We start from the raw sequence: 20,828 nt of genomic DNA on the forward strand, positions 1-20,828 counted from the left end.
GTGAGCAACAAGAAGAGGTCCCGCCCCGTCGAGGACATCCTGCCCCTGTCACCGCTCCAGGAAGGGCTCGTCTTCCACAGCGTCTTCGACGACGAGGGCGTGGACATCTACACCGTGCAGCTCGTCTTCGACCTCGCGGGTGCGCTCGACCCGGCGCGACTGCGCTCCGCCGCCGACGCGCTCATCCACCGCCACAGCAACCTGCGGGCCGCTTTCCGGCAGCGCAAGTCCGGCGAGTGGGCGCAGGTGGTGCTCCGCGAGGCCCCGGCTGCCTGGGACGAGCACGACCTGTCCGCGCTGCCCCAGGCGGAGCGCGAGGCGTCGGCCGGGCGGCTGGTCGAGGAGGACCGCGTCCGCCGCTTCGACGTGGGCCGACCGCCGCTGATCCGATTCACACTGCTGCGGCTGGCCACCGACCGCCACCGGTTGGCGGTCGCGGTCCACCACGCCGTACTCGACGGCTGGTCGCTGCCGGTCGTACTGCGCGAACTGATGGCCCTGTACGTGACGCACGGCGATGCGTCAGCGCTGCCGCGCATCCGCCCGTACCGTGACTACCTCGCCTGGCTCGCCGCACGGGACCAAGACGCGGCACGCGCCACCTGGGCGCAGGTCTTCGCGGACTTCGACGCGCCGTCCCTGGTGGCGGCCCCCGTCCGGGGGCGCAAGCCACTGCTGCCGGAGAAGGTCGTCTTCGGGCTGTCCTTCGACACCACGCACCGTCTGGGCGAGCGGGCGCGTGAGCTGGGCGTCACCTTGAACTCTCTGGTCCAGGGTGCCTGGGGACTCGTCCTGTCGCGGCTCCTCGGCCAGGACGACGTGGTCTTCGGCGTCACCGTCTCAGGTCGTCCGGCCGACCTGTCCGGGGTCGAGGACATGGTCGGCCTCTTCATCAACACGCTCCCGCTCCGGCTCCGGCTCCGCCCGGCCGAGTCGCTCGGGCAGATGCTCGTACGGTTGCAGCGGGAGCAGTCCGCGCTGCTGGAGCACCAGCACACCGGCCTCGCCGAGATCCAGCGCGACGTCGGCCTGGGAGAGCTCTTCGACACCTCGATGGTCTTCGAGAACTACCCGCTGGACAGCGCGGGCCTGGACCGGTCGGCCGACCTCGGCGGCATCCGGCTGGAGGGCGCCAGCAGCCGCTCCGCCATGCACTACACGTACGGTCTCGTGGCCCACCCCGGGGACGAGCTGTCGTTCCGGCTGGACTTCCAGCACGATCTCGTGAACCGGCTCTCCGCGGAGGCGGTGGCGGGGCGGTTGGTGCGGGTGTTGGAGGCGGTCGCGGCTGATCCGGAGCGTCGGGTCGGTGAGGTGGATGTCCTGTCCGACGTGGAGCGTGAGTTGGTGCTCGGCGAGTGGATCGATACGGCCCGTGAGGTGGTTGTCGAGGCGTTGCCGCAGTTGTTCGAGGCTCAGGCGGCCCGGACCCCGGACGCTTTTGCTGTGGGTGAGCTGACCTACGAGGAGGTGAATGTACGGGCGAACGGGCTGGCGCGGCTGCTGGTGGGGGAGGGCGTCGGCTGCGAAACCCGCGTTGCGGTCCTTCTGCCCCGTTCGGCCGAGCTGGTGTGTGTGCTCCTCGCGGTGCTGAAGGCGGGCGCCGCCTATGTGCCCGTCGACCCGCAGTATCCGGCGGAGCGGATCACGCACATCGTGCAGGACGCGGTGCCCGCGCTGGTCATTGACGAGGCTTGGTTGGCCGAGAGCACCAAGCGTGCCGAGGGCCTCGATGCCAGTCCTCTGCCGGTCGTCGACCCGTCGTGGCCGGCGTATGTGATCTACACATCCGGCTCGACCGGCCGTCCCAAGGGGGTAGTGGTCGAGCACCGCTCCGTGGGTGCGTACCTCGCGCGGGCCCGCGAGGTCTACCCGCAGGCCGGGGGCACGTCCCTGGTCCACTCCTCCTTCGCCTTCGACCTCACCGTTACCGCCCTGTGGACGCCCCTGGTCTCCGGCGGTCGTATCGTCCTCGACGAACTCGACCAGAACACCCGCGGCGTGACTTTCATGAAGGTCACCCCTTCGCACCTGCCGCTCCTGGAGAACCTTCCGCACCAGGTATCGCCTTCTGGCACTCTCATCATCGGTGGCGAGGCCCTGCGTGGCGAAGCCCTCGCCGCCTGGCGCCAGGCGCATCCCGATACCCAGGTCATCAACGCCTACGGACCTACCGAAGCCACCGTCAACTGCACCGAGTACCGTCTCGAACCCGGCACGCCCACCCCCGACGGTGCGATCCCGATCGGCCGTCCGTTCTGGAACACCCGCACATACGTACTCGACAGTGCACTCCAGCCCGCACCGGTCGGCACCCCCGGCGAGCTTTACGTCGCGGGTGTCGTCCTGGCGCGCGGATATCTCAACCAGCCCGTACTCACCGCCGAACGCTTCACCGCAGACCCCTTTGGTACACCGGGCACCCGGATGTATCGCACGGGTGACCTCGCCCGCTGGACCCGCGACGGCCAGCTTGAATACATCGGCCGCGCCGACGACCAGGTCAAGATCCGCGGTTACCGCATCGAACTCGGTGAAATCCAGTCCGCCCTTGTCGCCCGCCCTCACGTCACCGCAGCCGCAGTCCTCGTCCGTGAAGACCAGCCCGGCGACAAACGACTCGTCGCCTACGTCACGACTCAAGCCGGCACCGCCATCGATCCGGTCGCCATGCGCGCAGCGCTGGCCGACACGCTTCCCGACTACATGGTCCCGGCCGCCATCGTCGTCCTCGACGCCCTCCCCCTCACCCCCCACGGCAAACTCGACCGCCGCGCCCTCCCCACACCCGACTACGCCCTGACCTCGCATGGGCGTGCCCCGCGTTCGCCGCGCGAGGAAATCCTGTGCGGATTGTTCGCCGAGGTGCTGGGCGTACCCGCGGTGGGCATCGACGACAGCTTCTTCGAGCTCGGCGGTCACTCACTGCTCGCGACGCGGCTGGCCGGCCGGATCCGCACGACCTTCGGTGTGGAGCTCGCCGTCCGGCAGGTGTTCAACACCCCAACGGTCGCCGCCCTGGAGAAGGCGCTCGACACCGCGGAAGGCAGCCGACAGCCCGTGGTCCGGGCGGCGGTCCGGCCCGAACGACTGCCGCTCTCCTTCAACCAGCGCGGGCTGTGGTTCCTGAACCGGCTGGAGGGCCCCAGCCCCACCTACAACATGCCCGTCTCCCTGCGTCTGACCGGGGAGCTGGACCAGGATGCGCTCCAGGCCGCCCTTGGTGACGTCGTCACCCGTCACGAATCCCTGCGCACCCTCTTCGGCGAAGACGAGGACGGGCCCTACCAGCGCATCGTCCCGGCCGGCGAGGACGCAACCCCCGTCGTCCACCTCGTCCACACCGACGAAGCAGACCTCGCCGTCACCCTGCAGGACGCCGCCCGGCACGCCTTCGACCTGACCACCGAGACGACCTTCCGGGCGACCCTCATCCAGGTCGGCGAGCGAGACCACGTCTTGCTGCTGCTGGTGCACCACATCAGCAGCGACGGCTGGTCCATGCCCCTGCTCGCCCGCGACCTCACCACCGCCTACGCCGCCCGCCGCACCGGCCAGGGACCGTCCTGGAGCGAACTGCCTGTCCAGTACGCCGACTACACCCTCTGGCAGCAAGAGCAACTCGGCTCCGAAACCGACCCCGACAGCCCCATCAGCAAACAGCTCGACCACTGGAAGCACCAACTCGCCGACCTCCCCCAGGAACTTCCCCTGCCCACCGACCGGCCCCGTCCGGTCAACGCGTCCTTCGAGGGCGACGCTTTCGGCTTCGAGGTCCCTGCGGCGCTGCACGCTCGCCTTGTGGATCTCGCCCGCGCCTCCGAGGCGAGTCCGTTCATGGTGGTGCAGGCCGCGCTGGCGACGCTGCTGTCCCGGCTCGGCGCGGGCAACGACATCCCGCTCGGCACACCCATTGCCGGCCGCACAGACGACGCACTTGACGACCTCGTCGGCTTCTTCGTCAACACGCTCGTGCTGCGGGCCGATCTCTCCGGAAACCCGACGTTCAGGGAGCTGCTCTCCCGTGTCCGGGAGACCGACCTGGCCGCCTACGCGCACCAGGACGTGCCCTTCGAACGCCTCGTCGAGGTCCTCAACCCGGCCCGCTCTGCGAGCCGCCACCCGCTCTTCCAAGTGCGGTTCGTGTTCAACAACATCGATCAGCGGGCGGCCGCCGACGCGTTGGAGCAGCTGCCGGGGCTGACGGTGACGCCCCAGCCGGTGGAGCTCGGCGCGGCCAAGTTCGACCTGCTGTTCCGGTTCACCGAGCAGCGGGATGCGGACGGCACGCCCGCAGGCATGCGCGCTGCGCTGGAGTACAGCACCGCCCTGTTCGACCAGTCGACCATCGAGGCGGTGGCGGGGCGGTTGGTGCGGGTGTTGGAGGCGGTCGCGGCTGATCCGGAGCGTCGGGTCGGTGAGGTGGATGTTCTGTCCGACGTGGAGCGTGAGTTGGTGCTCGGCGAGTGGATCGATACGGCCCGTGAGGTGGTTGTCGAGGCGTTGCCGCAGTTGTTCGAGGCTCAGGCGGCCCGGACCCCGGACGCTTTTGCTGTGGGTGAGCTGACCTACGAGGAGGTGAATGTACGGGCGAACGGGCTGGCGCGGCTGCTGGTGGGGGAGGGCGTCGGCTGCGAAACCCGCGTTGCGGTCCTTCTGCCCCGTTCGGCCGAGCTGGTGTGTGTGCTCCTCGCGGTGCTGAAGGCGGGCGCCGCCTATGTGCCCGTCGACCCGCAGTATCCGGCGGAGCGGATCACGCACATCGTGCAGGACGCGGTGCCCGCGCTGGTCATTGACGAGGCTTGGTTGGCCGAGAACATCAAGCGTGCCGAGGGCCTCGATGCCAGTCCTCTGCCGGTCGTCGACCCGTCGTGGCCGGCGTATGTGATCTACACATCCGGCTCGACCGGCCGTCCCAAGGGGGTAGTGGTCGAGCACCGCTCCGTGGGTGCCTACCTCGCGCGGGCCCGCGAGGTCTACCCGCAGGCCGGGGGCACGTCCCTGGTCCACTCCTCCTTCGCCTTCGACCTCACCGTTACCGCCCTGTGGACGCCCCTGGTCTCCGGCGGTCGTATCGTCCTCGACGAACTCGACCAGAACACCCGCGGCGTGACTTTCATGAAGGTCACCCCTTCGCACCTGCCGCTCCTGGAGAACCTTCCGCACCGGGCATCGCCTTCTGGCACTCTCATCATCGGTGGCGAGGCCCTGCGTGGCGAAGCCCTCGCCGCCTGGCGCCAGGCGCATCCCGATACCCAGGTCATCAACGCCTACGGACCTACCGAAGCCACCGTCAACTGCACCGAGTACCGTCTCGAACCCGGCACGCCCACCCCCGACGGTGCGATCCCGATCGGCCGTCCGTTCTGGAACACCCGCACATACGTACTCGACGGTGCGCTGCGGCCCGCACCGGTCGGCACCCCCGGCGAGCTTTACGTCGCGGGTGTCGTCCTGGCACGCGGATATCTCAACCGCCCCGCCATGACGGCGGAGAGGTTCGTTCCGGACCCGTACGGCATACCGGGCACCCGGATGTATCGCACGGGTGACCTCGCCCGCTGGACCCGCGACGGCCAGCTTGAATACATCGGCCGCGCCGACGACCAGGTCAAGATCCGCGGTTACCGCATCGAACTCGGTGAAATCCAGTCCGCCCTTGTCGCCCGCCCTCACGTCACCGCAGCCGCAGTCCTCGTCCGTGAAGACCAGCCCGGCGACAAACGACTCGTCGCCTACGTCACGACTCAAGCCGGCACCGCCATCGATCCGGTCGCCATGCGCGCAGCGCTGGCCGACACGCTTCCCGACTACATGGTCCCCGCCGCCATCGTCGTCCTCGACGCCCTCCCCCTCACCCCCCACGGCAAACTCGACCGCCGCGCCCTCCCCACACCCGACTACAACGCCGAGGTGCCGCAGGTCGCGGGTGCGAGTCTCCTCGCGCGGGCACCGCAGGATCCGAGGCAGGAGATCCTGTGCGGGATCTACGCGGACGTCCTGGGGCTGCCCGAGGTCGGACCGAACGACGACTTCTTCGAGCTCGGCGGTCACTCACTGCTCGCGATCCGGCTGGTCAGCCGGGTCCGCAGTGCCCTTGGTTTCGAGCTGACGGTCCGCCAGGCATTTGAGGCCCGATCGGTCGCCATGATGCTGAAGCTGCTGGAGAGTGCAGGAGGTGCCCGGGAGACCATACGGTCGCTGCCGCGACCCGACCGGATTCCGGTGTCGTACGCGCAGCAGCGTCTGTGGTTCCTGAACCGGTTGGAGGGCCCGAGCCCCACCTACAACATGCCCGTCTCCCTGCGTCTGACCGGGGAGCTGGACCAGGATGCGCTCCAGGCCGCCCTTGGTGACGTCGTCACCCGTCACGAATCCCTGCGCACCCTCTTCGGCGAAGACGAGGACGGGCCCTACCAGCGCATCGTCCCGGCCGGCGAGGCAACCCCCGTCGTCCACCTCGTCCACACCGACGAAGCAGACCTCGCCGTCACCCTGCAGGACGCCGCCCGGCACGCCTTCGACCTGACCACCGAGACGACCTTCCGGGCGACCCTCATCCAGGTCGGCGAGCGAGACCACGTCCTGCTGCTGCTGGTGCACCACATCAGCAGCGACGGCTGGTCCATGCCCCTGCTCGCCCGCGACCTCACCACCGCCTACGCCGCCCGCCGCACCGGCCAGGGACCGTCCTGGAGCGAACTGCCTGTCCAGTACGCCGACTACACCCTCTGGCAGCAAGAGCAACTCGGCTCCGAAACCGACCCCGACAGCCCCATCAGCAAACAGCTCGACCACTGGAAGCACCAACTCGCCGACCTCCCCCAGGAACTTCCCCTGCCCACCGACCGGCCCCGTCCGGCGGTCTCCACGCACCGGGGCGGCCGGGTGCCCTTCGAGATTCCGTCGGACGTGTACCAGCGGGTGGTCGAGGTGGCGCGCGGCTGCCAGGCGAGTCCGTTCATGGTGGTGCAGGCCGCGCTGGCGACCCTGCTGTCCCGACTCGGCGCGGGCAACGACATCCCGCTCGGCACACCCATCGCCGGCCGCACAGACGACGCACTCGACGACCTCGTCGGCTTCTTCGTCAACACGCTCGTGCTGCGGGCCGATCTCTCCGGAAACCCGACGTTCAGGGAGCTGCTCTCCCGTGTCCGGGAGACCGACCTGGCCGCCTACGCGCACCAGGACGTGCCCTTCGAACGCCTCGTCGAGGTCCTCAACCCGGCCCGCTCCATGAACCGCCACCCCCTCTTCCAGACCATGCTCACCTGGAACGCCGCGGACCAGCACCAGACGTTCGATGCTGCGGCACACCTCGGCGAGCTGGCGGTACGGCCTCTGCCCGTGGCGACGGGCATCGCCAAGTTCGATCTCCTCTTCGGGTTCGTCGAGCGTTCTGCGGCGGACGGCGGCACGGGCGGGCTTCACGGTGTGCTGGAGTACAGCGCCGATCTCTACGACCGCGACAGCGCGGCGACCCTCGCCGAGCGATTCGTACGCGTACTGCGGACGCTGCTCCACGACCCGGAGCAGCGCGTCGGGCGTGCCGAGCTGCTGACGCCGGAGGAGCGCCGGCAGCTGCTCACCGAGTGGAACGACACCGTCCGGCCGGTAGCCGCAGTGTCGCTGCCCGAGCTCTTCGAGGCTCAGGTGGCGCGTACGCCCGACGCCCCGGCCGTCATCGGCGACGACCGGACGCTGAGCTACGCCGAACTCAACGCGCGGGCCAACCGGCTTGCCCGGCTGCTGGCCGGACAGGGCGTCGGCGCCGAGCGCTTCGTGGCGGTGCGGCTGCCGCGCTCGGAGGAACTCCTCGTTGCGCTGCTGGCCGTCCTCAAGACCGGAGCGGCCTACCTGCCCGTGGACACGGCCCACCCGGCCGACCGCATCTCCCACATCCTCGAGGACGCCACACCTGCTCTCGTCATCGACGAGGCATGGCTGGCAACGGCCACGGCGGCCGACCACGGCGACGGCAATCTCGTGGACGCGGAGCGGCTCGCACCCCTCGCACCGGAGCACCCGGCCTACGTCATCCACACCTCGGGATCCACCGGCCGCCCCAAGGGCGTCGTCATGACAGCGGGAGCGGTCACCAATCTGCTCGCCTGGCACCAAGGCGCGGTCCCGAGCACCGAGGGCGGGGTCACCGCACAGTTCACCGCGGTCGGCTTCGACGTTTCCGTACAGGAGATCTTGTCGGCCCTGGTGTCCGGCCACGCGCTCGTCTCCTGCCCGGAGGACGTGCGCCGCAGCCCCGAGCAGCTGAGCCAGTGGCTGGAACGGCACGCGGTGCGCGAGCTCTACGCGCCGAACCTGATCATCGACGCGCTGGCCGAGGCGGCCCGTGAGCAGGGTCTGGCGCTGCCCCGCCTGGCGCACCTGGCGCAGGCGGGCGAGGCCCTCACGCTGGGTTCGGCTGTCCGCGCGCTCTTCGCCGACGGGTCGGGCAGGCGGCTGCACAACCACTACGGGCCCACGGAGACGCATGTCGTGACGGCGTACACGCTGCCGCGCGATGTCGGTTCCTGGCCGGAGCAGGTCCCCATCGGCAGGCCCATCTCCAACGTGCGCGCCTATGTGCTGGACGCCGGGCTGCGCCCGGTGCCGCCCGGCGTGACGGGTGAGCTGTACATTGCGGGGGCCGCACTGGCCCGGGGTTATCTGAACAGGGCCGCGATGAGCGCGGAGCGTTTCGTCGCCTGCCCGTACGGGGAGCCGGGCGAGCGCATGTACCGCACGGGCGACCGCGTGCGCTGGAACCGGGACGGTCAGCTGGAGTACCTGGGCCGCTCGGACGACCAGGTCAAGGTGCGGGGCTTCCGCATCGAGCCGGGTGAGATCGAGGCTGTCCTGGCGGCCCACGCCTCGGTGGCACGCTGCGCGGTCGTGGTACGCGAGGACCCGCCGGGCGACAAGCGGCTGGTGGCGTATGTGGTCCCGGCGGACGCCTTCGACATGGGCGCCCTGCGCGCACACCTGGCGGCAGCGCTGCCGGACTACATGGTTCCGGCCGCCTTCGTCGCCCTCGACGCGCTGCCGCTGACCGCGAACGGCAAGCTCGACCGGCGCGCGCTGCCCGCCCCTGGCCACCTCTCGGCGGGGCGTGGCCCGCGCTCACCGCGCGAGGAGATCCTGTGCGGGCTCTTCGCCGACGTGCTGGGCGTGGACCGGGTCGGCATCGACGACAACTTCTTCGAGCTGGGCGGCCATTCGCTGCTCGCCACCCGGCTCGTCAACCGCGTACGTACGGTGCTGGGCACGGAGCTGTCCGTACGGGTGCTCTTCGAGGCACCCACGGTGGCGGGCCTCGGTGCGGCGCTGGACGCCGCAGGGCCGGGTGTCCGCCCCCGGCTCACGGGCACGGATACACACAGGCGTGCGGAGCGCGTGCCGCTGTCGTTCGCGCAGCGGCGGCTCTGGTTTCTCGACCGGTTCGAGGGGCCGAGTCCCACCTACAACATTCCCACGGCACTGCGGCTCACCGGAAGCCTGGACCAAACGGCCCTGCAGGCCGCACTCGGCGATCTCGTGACGCGGCACGAGTCGCTGCGCACCGTCTTCGGCGAAGATGCGGAGGGGCCGTTCCAGCGGGTGCTCCCGGCGACCGAGGCCCGGCCGGCGCTGGACGTCGTGCGCGCAGAGGCCGACCGGCTCACGGAAGACCTGCGGGCCGCGGCCCGGTACACGTTCGACCTGGAGGCCGAACTCCCGTTCCGCGCACGGCTCCTCGAACTCGGCGAAGACGATCACGTGCTTCTGCTGCTGGTGCACCACATCGCCGGTGACGGCTGGTCCATGGGCCCGCTGTCGCGCGATCTGACCGCCGCCTACCTGGCCCGGTCCACGGACACGTCCCCCGACTGGGGAGATCTGCCCGTTCAGTACGCAGACTTCACGCTGTGGCAGCACCAGGTGCTGGGCTCCGAGGACGACTCGGACAGCCCCATCGCCCGCCAGCTGGCCTTCTGGGCCGAGGCATTGGCCGAAATGCCCGAGGAACTGGACCTCCCCAGGGACCGGGTGCGCCCTGCCACCCCCTCGTACGCGGGCGACTCCGTGGAGTTCGAGGTGCCGGCCGCGCTGCACGAGCGGCTGGCCAAGGTGGCCCGCGACTGCCAGGCGAGCCCGTTCATGGTGGTGCAGGCCGCGCTGGCGACCCTGCTGTCCCGGCTGGGCGCGGGAACGGACGTACCGATCGGCACCCCGATCGCCGGGCGTACGGACGACGCGGTCGAGGACCTGGTCGGTTTCTTCGTCAACACCCTGGTGCTGCGCACCGACCTGTCCGGCGCTCCGACCTTCCGGGAACTCGTCGGCCGGGTGCGGGAGTTCGACCTTGCCGCCTACGCCCACCAGGACGTGCCCTTCGAACGGCTCGTCGAGGTCCTCAACCCGGCCCGTTCCATGGCCCGTCACCCCTTGTTCCAGACCATGCTCACCTGGAACGACAGCGCCCTTCAGGGCGGATCCGGCACTTCTCCGGAGCCGGTTCCCGGTCTCACGATCACGGGCCATCCGGCAGGGACCGGTGTCGCCAAGTTCGACCTGTCCTTCGCCCTGGAGGAGCGTGACGGCGCCGGGCGAGGTCTGTACGGGGCCCTCGGCTTCAGCACGGACCTCTACGACCGTGCGTCGGCTGCGGTGATCGCCGCACGGTTCGTCCGGGTACTGGAGACGGTGCTCGCCGATCCGGACGTGCCGGTGCGACGGGTGGACGTGCTGTCCGGCGACGAGCGCGCCGTACTGCGTGAGCACGGCGACGGCGCCAGGCGCCCCCTGCCGGATGCCACCCTTCCGGAACTGTTCGAACGGCGTGCGGCCGAGCACCCGGCCGCGCCCGCGGTGGTGTGCGGGGCGGACTCGCTCTCGTACCAGGAGCTGAGTACGCAATCGGAGCGGCTGGCGCAGTTGCTGGTCGGACACGGCGCGGGTCCGGGCCGGCGGGTCGCGGTCTTGCTGCCCAGATCGGTGGATCTGGTCGTGGCACTGCTGGCGGTGCTCAAGTCGGGCGCGGCATATGTGCCGCTCGACCCCGGCTTCCCGGCCGACCGCCTCGCGTACATGACCGAGGATGCCCAGCCCGTGCTGGTGATCGACGAGGCATGGCTGGCCGGGCCCGGCTCCGCGGACCCCGGCCGGGCCGCCCTGCCGGCGGTCCTGCCGTCCTCGCCGGCGTACGTGATCTACACGTCCGGTTCGACCGGGCGGCCCAAGGGCGTGGTCGTCGGGCACGCGGCCCTGGTGAACCTCCTCGACTCGTTCGGGTCGAGCATCGCGCTGCGAGCGGGTGACCGCCTGCTGGCAGTGACCACGGTCAGCTTCGACATCGCGGCCCTGGAGCTGTACGTCCCCCTGCTCGCCGGTGCGAGCGTGATTCTCGCCGACCAGGACACGGTCCGGGATCCGCGGGCGCTGGCGACGCTGGTCCGCGCCGCCGGGGTGTCCGTCGTGCAGGCGACTCCCAGCCTGTGGCACGCGATCCTCGACGAGGATCCCGCCGTGCCGGCCGGACTGCGGGTCCTGGTCGGCGGCGAGGCCCTGCCGACGGAACTCGCGCAACGACTGCTGACCGCGGCGCGGTCGGTGACGAACGTGTACGGGCCGACGGAGACGACGGTCTGGTCCACGGCCGGTGCGGTGGACGAGGACAGCGCCAGGCGCGGATCCATCGGCAGGCCGATCGGCAACACCCGCGTCCACGTGCTCGACGCGTTCCTGCGGCCGGTACCCGTGGGGGTGGCCGGCGAGCTGTACATCGCGGGCGACGGACTGGCCCACGGCTATCTGGACCTGCCCGGCCTGACGGCGGAGCGGTTCGTCGCAGATCCCGCCGGACCCGCCGGCGGCCGCATGTACCGCACCGGTGATCTAGCGCGCTGGTCGGCCCAGGGCGACCTGGAGTATCTGGGACGGGCCGACCACCAGGTGAAGGTGCGGGGTTTCCGCATCGAGCCGGGTGAGATCGAGGCCGTTCTCGCGGCCCACGCCTCGGTGGCACGCTGCGCGGTCGTGGTCCGCGAGGACCGGCCGGGCGACAAGCGGCTGATCGCCTACGTCGTCGGCACGGCCGGAGCCGGGACCGGAGAACTGCGCGAGCACGTGGCGCGCACCCTGCCCGAGTACATGGTGCCGTCTGCGTACGTGATGCTGGACGCGCTTCCGCTGACCCCGAACGGCAAGCTGGACCGCGCCGCCCTCCCCGCGCCCGACAGTACGGCGGTCCCGTCGGGACGGGGCCCGCGCTCGCCGCGCGAGGAGATCCTGTGCGGGCTCTTCGCCGAGGTTCTCGGTGCGCCCGAGGTGGGTATCGACGACGACTTCTTCGAGCTCGGCGGACACTCGCTGCTCGCCACCCGGCTCGCGGCACGCATTCGCTCGACGCTCGACCGGGAACTCTCCGTCAAACAGCTCTTCGAGAACGCCACGGTGGCCCGCCTCGCCACGGCCCTCGACGAGACGGCCGGCCGCATCCGCAAGGCACTGGACCGGACGGAACGCCCCGAGCGCATCCCACTCTCCTACGCGCAGCAGCGCCTCTGGTTCCTGAACCGGCTGGAGGGCCCCAGCGCCACGTACAACATGCCGATGGCCCTCCGCCTCACCGGCACGCTGGACCGGGCGGCCCTGTCGGCTGCCCTGCACGACGTCGTCACACGGCACGAGGCACTGCGTACGGTCTTCACCGAGGACGCGCTGGGTGCCCATCAGGTTGTTCTGCCGTCCGCGGCGGCCCGTCCTGAGCTGCGGTTCGTCCGCACGGACGAGGCACACCTGGACGAGGAGTTGTCCGCGGCAGCCGGCTACGCCTTCGACCTGGCCGCCGAACTCCCCATCCGGGCACGTCTCGTCGAGCTCGGCCGGGAAGAGCATGTGCTGCTGGTCCTGGTGCACCACATCGTCGGCGACGGCTGGTCCATGGGCCCGCTGGCACGCGACCTCGCCACGGCGTACGCGGCCCGGTGCGCCGACGGGGCACCCCAGTGGACCGAACTGCCGGTGCAGTACGCCGACTACACGCTGTGGCAGCGCGAGGTGCTGGGCTCCGAAGACGATCCGGACAGCCCGATCACCCAGCAGCTTGCCTTCTGGCGGGAGACGTTGTCCGGACTCCCCGAGGAACTGAACCTGCCGACAGACCGGCAGCGCCCCACCGTGGCATCGCGGGAGGGAGGCCGGGTCGGCTTCGCGATACCGGCCGCGCTGCACGAGCGCGTGGTCACGCTTGCCCGTGAGAGCGGCGCGAGCGTGTTCATGGTGGTGCAGGCCGCGCTGGCGACCCTGCTGTCCCGGCTGGGCGCGGGAACGGACGTACCGCTCGGCACCCCGATCGCCGGGCGTACGGACGACGCGGTCGAGGACCTGGTCGGTTTCTTCGTCAACACCCTGGTGCTGCGCACCGACCTGTCCGGCGCTCCGACCTTCCGGGAACTCGTCGGCCGGGTGCGGGAGTTCGACCTTGCCGCCTACGCCCACCAGGACGTGCCCTTCGAACGGCTCGTCGAGGTCCTCAACCCGGCCCGTTCCATGGCCCGTCACCCCTTGTTCCAGACCATGCTCACCTGGAACAACGTCGATCACCACGAGTCGGAGGCCGCCGTCGAAGGGCTGCCGGGGCTCACCGGCCGTCAGCACCCGCTCCCCACCGGAAGCGCGAAGTTCGATCTCCTCTTCCGCATGGTCGAGCAGTACGGGGAGTCCGCACAGCCCGACGGCATCGCGGGTGTCGTGGAGTTCAGTACCGATGTGTTCGACCAGTCGACCGTCGAGGCGGTGGCTGGGCGGTTGGTGCGGGTGTTGGAGGCGGTCGCGGCTGATCCGGAGCGTCGGGTCGGTGAGGTGGATGTCCTGTCCGACGCGGAGCGTGAGTTGGTGCTCGGAGAGTGGATCGATACGGCCCGTGAGGTGGTGGTCGAGACGCTGCCGCAGTTGTTCGAGGCTCAGGCGGCCCGGACCCCGGACGCCCTCGCGCTCCTCTTCGAGGGCGTGGAGCACACTTACGCGCAGGTCAACGCGCGCGCCGACCGCCTTGCGCGGCTGCTCGTGGGGGAGGGCGCCGGCCCCGAGACGCGGATCGCGGTACTTTTGCCGCGCTCGGCCGAGTTGGTGTGCGTACTGCTGGCCGTACTCAAGGCAGGCGCGGCGTATGTGCCCGTGGACCCGCAGTATCCGGCCGATCGCATCGCCCACATCCTCCAAGACGCCACGGCGGCGCTCGTCATCGACGAGACATGGCTCGCACAGGCCGAAACCAAGGACGTTCCGGCGGACAGCCTCGCTCCGGTGTCGCTGTCGTGGCCGGCGTATGTGATCTATACATCCGGTTCGACCGGCCGTCCCAAGGGTGTGGTCGTCGAGCACCGTTCGCTGGGCGCCTATCTCGCCCGGGCCCGGGAGGTCTACCCCGACGCCCAGGGTGTCTCCCTGCTCCACTCCTCGGTGTCGTTCGACATGACCGTCACCGCCCTGTGGACCCCGCTGGTCAGCGGCGGCACCGTGCACATCGCCGACCTCGACGAAGACCTCAACGGCCCCACCGCCACCCTCCTCAAACTGACCCCCTCCCACCTGCCCATCCTCGAAACGATCCCCAACGCCCTCACCGAAACGGGCACCCTTCTGATCGCCGGTGAAGCCCTCCACGGCAACACCCTCGACCGCTGGCGCACCCACCACCCCAACGTCCGCGTCATCAACGCCTACGGACCCACCGAAACCACAGTCACCGCCACCGAACACACCCTCCACCCCCACGCCCCGACACCCACCGGCACCCTCCCCATCGGCCGCCCCTACTGGAACACCCACACCTACATCCTCGACAGCCACCTCAACCCCGTACCGCCCGGCACCACCGGCGAGCTCTACATCACCGGCCCCGGCCTCGCCCGCGGCTACCACAACCAACCCGGACTCACCGCCGAACGCTTCACCGCCAACCCCCACGGCACACCCGGCAGCCGCATGTACCGCACCGGCGACCTCGCACGCTGGAACACCCACGGCCAACTCGAATACCAAGGCCGAACCGACCACCAGATCAAACTCCGCGGCTACCGCATCGAACCCGGCGAAATCGAAACCACCCTCACCAACCACCCCACCATCGACCACTGCGCCGTCATCGTCCGCGAAGACCAACCCGGCGACAAACGACTCATCGCCTACGTCGTCCCACCGCCCCATGCCACGGTCGATGACATCGACATCGCGGCCCTTCGTACGGCTCTCGAAGCACAGCTGCCCGCCCATATGGTCCCCTCGGCGCTCGTCCCCCTCGACCGGCTCCCTCTCACCCCGAACCGCAAGCTCGACCGCGCCGCCCTCCCCGCGCCCTCGTACACGAGGGAACAGGTCGCGTTGGAGGACGTTTCCGCTCCGCGCGCCTCGCAGGATCCGCGTGAGGAGATCCTCCGCGGCGTCTTCGCGGTGCTGCTCGGCGTTCCCGATGTGGCCCCGCACGACAACTTCTTCGAACTCGGCGGGCATTCGCTTCTCGCGATCCGTCTCGTGAGCCGGATCCAAAGCCTGCTGCACACCAGGCTCGCCATCCGCCAGGTGTTCGAGAGCCCGACCGTGGCGGGGCTCCTCAAGGTCCTCGACGGGGCGGACGGGGACCAGCACGTGCTGGCCCCGACCCGGCGGCCCGAGCGGCCTCCGCTGTCCTTCGCCCAGCAGCGGCTCTGGTTCCTGGACCGCTTCGAGGGCCGGAGCGCCACGTACAACATCCCGGTGGCCCGCCGCTTCCACGGGCCGCTGGACCGGACGGCTCTGCAGGCTGCGCTGGACGATGTGGTGGGGCGCCACGAGAGCCTGCGCACCCTGCTCGCCGAGGACGCGGACGGCCCGTACCAGCGCGTCCTTCCCGCAGGGGAGGTCCGTGCGGAGCTCCGCGTCGTGGAGACCGACGAGGCCCGGCTCGAGCCGGACCTGCGGGCTGCCGCGGGGCACCGGTTCGACCTCTCCTCGGAGATCCCCTTCCGGGCCTGGCTGTTCGCCCTCGGTCCGCAGGAGCACGTCCTGCTGATCCTCGTCCACCACATCAGTGCGGACGGCTGGTCGATGGGTCCGCTGGCCCGTGACATCGCCGTCGCGTACGCCGCTCGCTCCACCGGGCAGGAGCCCGGGTGGGACGAACTGGCCGTCCAGTACGTGGACTACACGCTGTGGCAGCGTGAGCAGCTCGGTTCCGAGAGCGACCCGGGCAGCCAGATGAGCCGGCAGCTCGCCCACTGGCGCAAGGAGCTCGAAGGGATACCCGACGAACTACGCTTGCCCACCGACCGGCCCCGACCGCAGGTGGCCTCGTACATCGGCGAGCATGTCGGTTTCGAGATTCCGCCGGCGTTGTACGAGCGCCTGGCAGCAGTGGCCAGAGAGAACCACGCCACTGTGTTCATGGTCGTGCAGGCGGCGCTCACCACGCTGCTGCACCGGCTGGGGGCCGGGACCGACATTCCGGTCGGCACACCCATCGCGGGCCGCACGGACGACGCGCTGGAGGACCTCGTCGGGTTCTTCGTCAACACGCTCGTGCTCCGTACCGACCTCTCCGGCAACCCCACCTTCAGGGAGCTGATCGGCAGGGTGCGGGAAAAGTCCTTGGACGCCTACGCGTGCCAGGACGTGCCGTTCGAGCGCCTGGTGGAGGTGATCAATCCGCAGCGTTCCCTGACGCGGCATCCGCTGTTCCAGGTCATGCTGGCCTTCAACAACAATGATCAGCACACCGCCCGTGCGTCTGTGCAGCGGCTGCCCGGAGTGACCGTTACCGGGCAGCGTGTCGGCACGGCCATCTCCAAGTTCGACCTGATGTTCGCGTTCGCCGACGCCTTCGACGAGGACGGAACGCCGGCCGGGCTGAACGCGGTCCTGGAGTACAGCGCGGACCTGTTCGACCGTGGAACCGCGGAGGCCGTCACGCAGCGCTTCCTGCAGGTGCTGCGGACTCTGGCCGACGCTCCGGACACACCTCTGGCGCAGGTGGACGTCCTCGACCCGGGCGAGTCGCAGCGGATGCTGCACGACTGGAACGACACTGCGCGGGAGGTGCCGGCCGCCACGCTCGCCGAGCTCTTCCAGCAGCAGGCCGCCCGGACGCCGGACCTGGTGGCGGTGGAGTTCGAGGACACCCGGCTCACCTATCTGGAACTGGACGAGCGCGCGAACCGGCTGGCCGGGCTGCTGTGCGAGCGCGGGGTCGGCCCGGAGAGTCTCGTGGCGGTATGCCTGCCGCGTACGGCCGAGATGGTCGCCGTGCTGCTGGCCGTCCTCAAGGCGGGGGGTGCCTATGTGCCCCTCGATCCGGACTACCCGCTCGATCGCCTCTCGTACATGGTCCAGGACTCGCAGGCGGCGGTCCTGATCGCGTCCGCCGCCTCCGCCGCAGCGGCTCGTGCGGCGGGCGAGGCCTCCGGCCTGGAACCGCTGGTGCTCGACGAGCCGGAGACGGCCCGGCTGATCGCCGCCCTGCCGGCCGTCCCGCTGCCGGCCGCATCACCGGACCAGCGCGCGTATGTCATCTACACCTCGGGGTCGACCGGTCGCCCCAAGGGCGTCATGGTGACCCACCACAACGTGGTCAACCTCCTCGCGGCCGCCCAGCGCCGACTGCGACTGCACACCACGGACCGGCTTCTGGCCGTCACCACCATCGGCTTCGACATCTCCAACCTGGAGCTGTACGTGCCCCTCCTCAACGGGGCCCGGCTGGTGCTGGCCGGCCAGGAGACCGCCAAGGACCCGGCCGCGCTCGCCCGGCTCATCGCCGATTCCGGGGCCACCGTCATGCAGGCCACCCCGACGACCTGGCAGATGCTGGCCGCGGGGCACCCCGACGCCGTCGGTCCGCTGCGCAAGCTGGTGGGCGGCGAGGCCCTGCCCGGGGCTCTGGCCCAGCGGCTGACCGCGCTCGGGGGCGAACTGACCAACATGTACGGCCCCACGGAGACCACCATCTGGTCGACGGCGGCGTCGCTGGACGAGCGCAACAGCGCGGCGCCCCCCATTGGTGTGCCGCTCGACAACACCCGGGTGTACGTCCTGGACGCCGCGCTGAAGCCGGCGCCCAGTGGGGTGGCCGGGGAGCTCTACATCGCGGGCGAGGGTGTGGCCCGGGGCTACCACCGCCGCCCCGGTCTGACGTCCGAGCGGTTCGTGGCGGACCCGTTCGGGGCGCCCGGCTCCCGCATGTACCGCACCGGTGACCTGGCCCGGTGGCGTGCGTCCGGGGAGCTGGACTTCGTGGGCCGCGTGGACCACCAGGTGAAGATGCGGGGATACCGCATCGAACTCGGAGAGGTGGAAGAGGCGCTGTCCTCGCACGAGGAGGTGCAGCAGGCCGTCGTCCTGTTGCGGGAAGACCGTCCGGGCGACAGCCGGCTGGTCGGCTACGTGGTGCCGCGTGCCCGGCACGGGGAGCGGGACGACTCCCAGGAGGAGGAGCAGGTCGCAGCCTGGGAGACCACCTACGACTCGTTCTACCGCGAGTCGGCGTCCGATGCCTTCGGTGAGGACTTCGGTATCTGGAAGAGCAGTTACACCGGTGCGCCGATCCCGCTGGAGGAGATGGAGGAGTGGAGGTCGGCGGCGGTCGAGGACATCCTGGCGCTGCGTCCACGGCGCGTGCTGGAGATCGGTGTCGGCACGGGGCTGATCCTTGCCAAGGTCGCCCCGCACTGCGAGGCGTACTGGGGTACGGATGTCTCGTCGGCGGTGATCGGGAAGCTGTGCTCCCAGGTGGACCGTGTCCCGGGGCTGGCGGACCGGGTGCAGCTGAGGACGCAGCCGGCGCACGATACCGACGGGCTGCCGGCCGGTTCGTTCGACACGATCGTGCTCAACTCGGTCATCCAGTACTTCCCGAGCGCGGGGTATCTGGCCGACGTACTGCGCAAGGCGGTGAACCTGCTCGCCCCGGGCGGTCGCATCTACGTCGGTGACGTGCGGAACGTCGAACTCCACCGCGCATTCCGGGAGTCCGTGGAGCTGTCCCGGGCGGCCGAGGACGCCGACCCGGCAGAGGTGGCCCGGGCGGTCGACCGGAGCGTCGCGCAGGAGAAGGAGCTCTTGGTGGCACCGGCCTTCTTCGGCGCCCTCGCGGAGTCGGGCACCGCTGCCTACTGCTCGGACCTCCAGGTCAAGCGCGGTGCGTGCGACAACGAGCTGATGCACTACCGCTACGACGTGGTGCTGCGCACGGCACCGGATTCCACTCGGGACGCAGCGGGCGAGCCGGTCTCGCTCGCGGACGCGCCGCGGCTGGACTGGATCCGGGAGGCGGGAGGCCTCGACGGGCTGGCCGGGCATCTGCGGGCCTCCCGTCCACGGTCGTTGCGGGTCACCGGGGTGCCGAACGCGCGGCTCGTCGCGGACGCCGGTGCGGTGCCTCTTCCGGCGGCGTTCCACGCGATGGGCCAGGAGCTCGGATACCGGACCTTCGTGACATGGTCGGCCGACGGCCGGGACGGTGATCTGGATGTCGTACTGGCCGACGAACGGCAGTTCACGACGGAGGCGTTCACCGGCGTGTACGCGCCGGTGCCGGCAAGCTCCCCGCAACGCTGGGCCAACGATCCCGGCCGCTGGCGGGCCGGCGCCGCGCTGGATCCGGCACTCCGTTCACACCTGCACGCCTCGCTGCCCGACTACATGGTGCCGTCGGCGTTCGTGGTGCTGGACGCGCTGCCGCTGACACCGAACGGCAAGCTGGACCGCAAGGCCCTGCCGACGCCGGAGCGCATCGGCTCGGCGGGCAGGGGGCCGCACGGTCCGGTCGAGGAGACCCTGTACGAACTGTTCCGCGAGGTGCTGGGCGTTGCCCACCTCGGTGTGGACGACGACTTCTTCACGCTGGGCGGCCACTCGATGATGGCCGCGAGTCTGCTGGCCCGGATCGGGTCCGCCCTGGGTGTGGAGCTGGCGGTGCGCACCCTCTTCGAGGCGCCGACGGTCTCGGGACTGGCCGCGGCCATCGAGCGCGACGAGCAGCGGGACTCGTTCGCCGTTCTGCTGCCGCTCCGTGAACGGGGGGACAGGCCGCCGCTGTTCTGCGTGCATCCGGCAGCGGGTCTGGGCTGGTGCTACGCCGGTCTGCTGAGTCACCTCGGCCCGGACGTCCCGGTGTACGCGCTGCAGGCGCACGGCGCGCGGGAGGGGGACAGGGCCCTTCCGGGCTCGGTCGAGGAGATGGCGGCCGAGTACGTCCGCCACATCCGCGAGGTGCGTCCGCACGGCCCGTACCGGCTCATGGGGTGGTCGTTCGGAGGCCATGTAGCGCATGCCATGGCGGCGCAGCTCCGGCAGGCCGGCGAGGAGGTGGACCTGCTCGCGCTGCTGGACGCCTTCCCGCCGGCCCTGCGCGACCCGGCGGAGCCCGAGGAGACCGAGGCGGAGATCGTGAGCAGGAACCTACGGGCCATCGGCTTCGCCTTCGACGCGGACGAGCTCACGGAGGACAGCTTCCCGATCGATCGCTACCGCGAATTCCTCGGGCACGAGAACAAGTCGCTTGCGTACCTCGACGAGGATCAGATCCTCGCGGTGAAGGACGTGTACGTGAACAACGTGCGCCTGATGCGGAAGTACACTCCCGGCCATTTCCGCGGCGATGTCCTGCTCTTTTCCGCCCGCGCCTCCGAAGAAGCCAGGATCCGACGGGGCCCCAGTCCCTGGAGTCCCTATACAGAAGGAGAGTTCGAAAACTATGATGTTGACGCGGAGCACGAGGAAATGATGTCGGACCCCTCCTCGATCGCCCGCATAGGAAAGATTCTCGCCACCCGCCTGTAAGTGCACGAAGCCGAACTGATTCAGCAAGGGAGTTG

At 70.2% G+C, this 20,828-nt stretch carries 1 protein-coding gene; it reads left to right on the forward strand.

Annotation, left to right across the window (positions count from 1 at the left end; translation table 11 throughout):
* Positions 1–20,793: a non-ribosomal peptide synthetase gene (locus tag AC061S_RS17440; protein ID WP_478686857.1), complete on the forward strand. Its 20,793-nt coding sequence runs from the start codon at positions 1–3 to the stop codon at positions 20,791–20,793.
* Positions 20,794–20,828 lie beyond the last annotated feature (35 nt).

It is taken from the genome of Streptomyces sp. CA189 (genome assembly GCF_056428985.1).